Consider the following 5,088-nt stretch of genomic DNA (forward strand, 5'->3'; position numbering starts at 1 on the left):
CATGCCCTTCATGCCCATGGCAGCCGCAATCGTCGTCGTGGCCGCAACAGCAGCAATCATCATCACAGCAGCTTTCTTCTTCATGGATTTGCGTTACATGGGTAGCCTGCTGAAACAGCACTTCCACATCCGATTCGAATTTATGTACCGTCTTTTCGATGACCTCTTGCATTTTTTCTTCAGAAACACCATTTTTCAAGTCCAAAGTCATTTCCTGCTTCATCAGATTGATAGAAACTTCTTCCGTTTCCGCCATGCGGGAAAGGCTGTCTTCGATCTTGCCTGCGCAGTGGGCACAGGTCAGCCCCTTCAGGTATACCTTCATTTCAGACATAGGATTCACCTCGTTTTATTTGTTCACATGAATAATCATTCATATATTCCTTTAAAATTTAGGCTGTAAATGATATACAGCCTAGTTTTCTTTTATTCGTGATATCCACGTTTATGGCGCAGATGGGTCATGCCCTGTTCGATGACCATGCGTACATGTTCATCATCCAGAGAATAGAACACCGTCTTGCCCTCCTTGCGATATTTCACAAGGTCATTCTGACGCAAAACCCGCAGCTGATGGGACACGGCAGACTGGCTCATTTCCAGGGCCTCTGCCAATTCGCCCACGTTTCTCTCCCCTTCCAGCAGGATCTGCAGGATGCGGATACGGGTGCCATCGCCAAAAATCTTGAAAAATTCTGCCAGTTCCTGAACGAACTCCTTCTGCAGTTCTTTTTCCATATCAAATTCTTCCTGCATCAGGTCTTCCTTCATAGCTTTGCTTCCTTTCTCATATGAATATCTGTTCATATATTAACATATCGTACGATCTCTGTCAATCTTCCTTATTGGGAAAATCTATCAACTCGATGAAACCCTGCAGGGCATGGGGCATGGCAACATTTTTCAGCCGCACCATACCGATGCTTCTCTTAGGCACGGGAGGCTCTACAGGAATTTCATACAGGCGTTTGCTTGTCAGTTCTTTCTGGGTGAATTCCTTGATGACATAAGTCAGCCCCAGATTGATCTCCGCAAAGCTGACCAGCAGATCGCTGCTGCCCAGTTCCAGAATAGGGTTCAGCACCACGCCGTTTTCCTCCGCATAGCGGTCGATATAGCGGCGGGAGTTGCTCAGATCTTCCAGCAGCAGCAGAGGATACTTGGGCAGGTCTTTCACCTGCATCCCCATTTCTGCCAACATGCGATAGCGTTCCCCGCCTACCAGTACGTCGTGGATCTCGATACAAGGAGTCACTTCCAGATCTTCGTTATCGGCAATGGGCAGATTGATGAAACAGACATCTACGCTGCCGCTTCGCAGCAGGCGCAGAGATTCATAGGTAGTCTTATTGGTGACCTTGATATTGATATCGGGATAGAGCTTATGATACTGCTCCAGATGATGCAGCAGGAAATTGGCAATAACCGTGTCACTGGCACCAATCTTCAATTCGCCCATTTCCATATGAACCATCTGATAATATTTTTCTTCTGCCGCCTGAATCAGGCCCAAAGCCTGTTCCAGATAGGTATAAAGCAGTTTCCCTTCTGCTGTGGGGTATACGCCCTTGGCGGTACGCACCAGCAGGGGACTGCCCATGCGGTCTTCCAGCTGGCGGATAGACATGCTGACAGCAGGCTGTGAAATATATAATTCCCTTGCCGCAGCGGACATATTGCCCGTGCGGACAACGGCACAAAAAATGCGATAAAGATCTAAAGAAACATCAACTTTCATGGGGTTGCCTCCCTTTTCTTTTGTTTTCTTTATTATACAAAATCCAAAGAGGTCGCACAATAGCGATAAGTAAAAATTATGACCGAAATTTTTTTAAAAATTCCTCAAAATTTCTCCATCCGTTTTTTCAACAGACGATCCTTCCATTTTTCCAGCTCCACCACGGGCAGAGGCACCAACGCCAGCGCCGCCACGATGAGCCATTCCATCTTGTCTAACGGGCAAACTTTAAATACCGCCGCCAGAGGTTCCACCATGATGACCCCTGCCTGCAACAGGCAGCCTACGAAAAATGCCCCCAGAAGCACAGGGTTGCTGAAAAGAGAAATATGGAACAGAGAATGTTCCGTCCGCATATTGAAAGCATGGACCAGCTGAGAAAGAGAAAGCACCGCAAAGGCCATGGTGCGCCCTGTGGTATATTCCTTCCCGCCGTCAAAATAAATATGACCAATACCAAAAGCCAACAGCGCCAGCATACCGATCATCATCCCTTCCACGGCGATACGGCTGCCCATACCGCCAGCAAAAAGGGAAGCTTCCCGTCTGGGCGGACGCTCCATAATATCCTGATCCGCAGGGTCTACGCCCAAAGCGATGGCAGGCAGGGAATCCGTCACCAGATTGACCCAGAGCAACTGGATGGGCAGCAAAGGCGTTGCCCAGCCAAAGCACATGGCAGCAAAAATGGTGATTATTTCACCGATATTGCTGGAAAGGAGAAAGTGTACCGCCTTGCGGATATTATCATAAATGCTGCGGCCTTCCCGCACCGCTTCCACGATGGTAGCAAAATTATCATCCATCAAAACCATATCTGCCGCGCCTTTTGCCACTTCCGTGCCGTTTTTCCCCATGGCACAGCCGATATCCGACGCTTTCAGAGCAGGGGCATCGTTGACACCATCCCCCGTCATGGCAACCACTCGTCCGTCCTTCTGAAAGGCTTTCACAATACGGACTTTATGGGCAGGGGAAACACGAGCAAAAACCGTACAGTTTTCCACTGCCTGTTCCAGTTCTTCATCCTTCATCTGTGCCAGTTCCTGCCCAGTGATGACGCGGTCACCCTTTTCGTAGATACCCAGCTTTGCTGCAATGGCCTGGGCTGTCAGGGCATGGTCGCCGGTAATCATCACAGGACGGATACCCGCCTCTTTACAAATCCGAACAGCTTCTTTCGCCTCTGGTCTGGGTGGGTCTATCATTCCCGCCATGCCTGCGAAAACCAAATCCCGTTCCAAACTTTCCGGTGTAAAAAACAAGGGTTCCTCTTCCCATTCCCGAAAGGCCACCGCCACCACCCGCAGGGCATTGGCTGCCATTTCGCCGTTTTTCAGGCGGGCTTCGCTTTTGCGCCTGCCATCGAAGGGTGCCTGCCCGGAACCATCCAGACAACGGGTACATTTTTCAAAGAGGATATCCGGTGCGCCTTTGGTAACGGAAATCCATTTCCCGCCGCTGGGGTGTACCGTCGTCATCAGTTTCCGTTCCGAAGAAAAAGGGATTTCCCCGATACGGGGCATTTCCTGCCAAAGGCCTTTCAGGGAAACCCCGCCTTCCTCCGCCGCTTCCGCAAGGGCTTTTTCCGTTGGCTCGCCGATGATTTTTGTACCCTTCCGTTTGGCATCGTTGCAGAGGGTGAAAAGAGTCAGAATAAATCGCCTTTTTTCCTCATTCCTTTCCAAATCTTTCCCGATTGCCGCCAGTTTGGTCACCTTCATGCGGTTTTGGGTCAGAGTGCCCGTTTTATCGGAACAGATAATTTCCGCGCCGCCCAAAGTTTCCACCGCAGGCAGGCGGCGAATGATGGTATTCTTTTTGGACATCCGCTGCATGCCGATGGCAAGGACAATGGTAACGATAGCAGGCAGGCCTTCGGGAATTGCCGCTACCGCCAGGCTGACGGAAGTCATAAACATATGAAAGGGTTCCTGTTGCCGCAGGATACCCATAACAAAGATGATGCCGCAGATGCCCAATGCGCCGATACCCAGCATCTTCCCCGTTGCCCCCAGCTTTTTCTGCAGGGGCGTTTCGCTGTCCTCCTGTTCCGCCAGAAGGGAAGCGATGTGACCAATTTCCGTATGCATTCCCGTTGCCGTAACAGCTACTGCTCCTTTCCCCGCCAGAACATAGCTGCCGGAAAGAACCATATTTTTTCTGTCTCCCAACTGAGTCTTTTCGGGCAAAACAGAAACCTCCTTTTCAATGGCGAGGGATTCCCCCGTGATGGCGCTTTCTTCCGTTTTCAAGCCGTGGTTTTCCAAGATGCGCCCATCAGCACAGATGTAATCCCCTGCGGAAAGCAGAAGGATATCCCCCTGTACCACATCCTCCGCAGGAATCTCTTTTTCTTCCCCATTTCGCAGAACTTTTGCCTTTGGCGCGGAAAGTTCCTTCAATGCCTCCAATGCCTTTTCCGCCTTGCTTTCCTGTAAAACCCCCAAAAGGGCATTCAGAACCACAATGGCAATGATGATAGCCGAATCCACAAAATCCCGTTCCCCATTCCACCAGGAAACAGCAAAGGAAACCGCCGCCGCCCCGATGAGGAGCAATATCATAAAATCATTGAACTGAGCCAGAAACCGCCAGAAAAAGCCTTTTCGCCCCTCGCCCTGTTCCAGTTTATTTTTCCCGTCCGTTGCCAGCCGTTTGGCTGCTTCATTTGCAGAAAGTCCCTTTGTTTCATCTGTCCGCAGGGTCTTCAAAACTGCCGAAAGCTGCATGCTCCACCATTCCATATCCTCACGCTCCATCTTTTGTTTTTCGAAGTTGTCCATCTGCTTCAATGTATGTGGACAATCCCCAAATTAGAACTGCTGCATAGGATGGATAGCAGGAGGTGTTCCCCATGGTTTTTCCCCTGCTTCTGGCCCTTTCCCTCAGCGTAGATGCCCTGGGCATTGGCCTTTCCTATGGTCTCAGGCGTATTCGCTTTCCCCCTTCTTCTCTGCTGCTTCTGACGGGAGAAACCTTTCTGATGATGGAAGCCTTTTTAGGGGTGGGGCGGCTACTCGCCGCCTGTTTCCCTGCGGGGCTGGCGGAGGGGATTTCTACGGCTATCCTGTTTTCCTTCGGGGTGTGGCTTTGTCTGCAAGGCACGGGGAAAAAAAAAGAGAAGGAGGATTCGCCCCTGCAGTCTCCTTCCCTTTGCGACAAAGACGCATCCTTCTCCATCGAGCCGAAAGAAGCGCTGCTTCTGGGCTTCATCCTTTCCATGGATTCCTTCGCCATTGGGCTGAGCGCCGCCGCCAGCGGGATGGATGTGACCCTTCTCCCCCTCTTCGCTGCCCTGCTGCAAACTGTTTTTCTTGCTGTCGGTGCAAAAGGCGGCGCAAGGCTCA

General features: G+C 50.8%; 5 protein-coding genes. 1 reads left to right on the top strand and 4 read right to left on the bottom strand.

Annotated features, from left to right (window positions below; all coding sequences use genetic code 11):
• From IJ369_RS10765 to IJ369_RS10780, 4 genes are all read right to left on the bottom strand, one after another.
• A partial coding sequence (locus IJ369_RS10765) for a heavy-metal-associated domain-containing protein (RefSeq protein WP_290718904.1) occupies nt 1-334 on the bottom strand: 334 nt, incomplete at its 3' end.
• 92 nt (nt 335-426) lie between these two features.
• On the bottom strand, nt 427-771 hold the full coding sequence (locus IJ369_RS10770; protein WP_290714592.1) for an ArsR/SmtB family transcription factor: 345 nt from the start codon (nt 769-771) through the stop codon (nt 427-429).
• Between the two features lie 61 nt (nt 772-832).
• Nucleotides 833-1,738: a LysR family transcriptional regulator gene (locus IJ369_RS10775; RefSeq protein WP_290714590.1), complete on the bottom strand. Its 906-nt coding sequence runs from the start codon at nt 1,736-1,738 to the stop codon at nt 833-835.
• 104 nt (nt 1,739-1,842) lie between these two features.
• Nucleotides 1,843-4,485 carry a calcium-translocating P-type ATPase, PMCA-type gene (locus IJ369_RS10780; RefSeq protein WP_290718906.1) on the bottom strand — a complete coding sequence of 881 codons (2,643 nt, stop codon included), beginning with the start codon at nt 4,483-4,485 and terminating at the stop codon, nt 1,843-1,845.
• A gap of 110 nt (nt 4,486-4,595) precedes the next feature.
• Between IJ369_RS10780 and IJ369_RS10785 the strand changes: the two genes are divergently transcribed.
• Nucleotides 4,596-5,088: manganese efflux pump (locus IJ369_RS10785; RefSeq protein ID WP_290718908.1), on the top strand; the 493-nt coding region annotated here is incomplete at its 3' end.

The organism is Anaerotignum sp., assembly GCF_017483025.1.
Lineage (GTDB): Bacteria > Bacillota > Clostridia > Lachnospirales > Anaerotignaceae > Anaerotignum_A.

Excerpts from the sequence above, each read along its gene's own strand:
- IJ369_RS10770 (WP_290714592.1), bottom strand. The coding sequence starts at position 771 with ATGAAGGAAGACCTGATGCAGGAAGAATTTGATATGGAAAAAGAACTG.
- IJ369_RS10775 (WP_290714590.1), bottom strand. The coding sequence starts at position 1,738 with ATGAAAGTTGATGTTTCTTTAGATCTTTATCGCATTTTTTGTGCCGTT.
- IJ369_RS10780 (WP_290718906.1), bottom strand. The coding sequence starts at position 4,485 with ATGGAATGGTGGAGCATGCAGCTTTCGGCAGTTTTGAAGACCCTGCGG.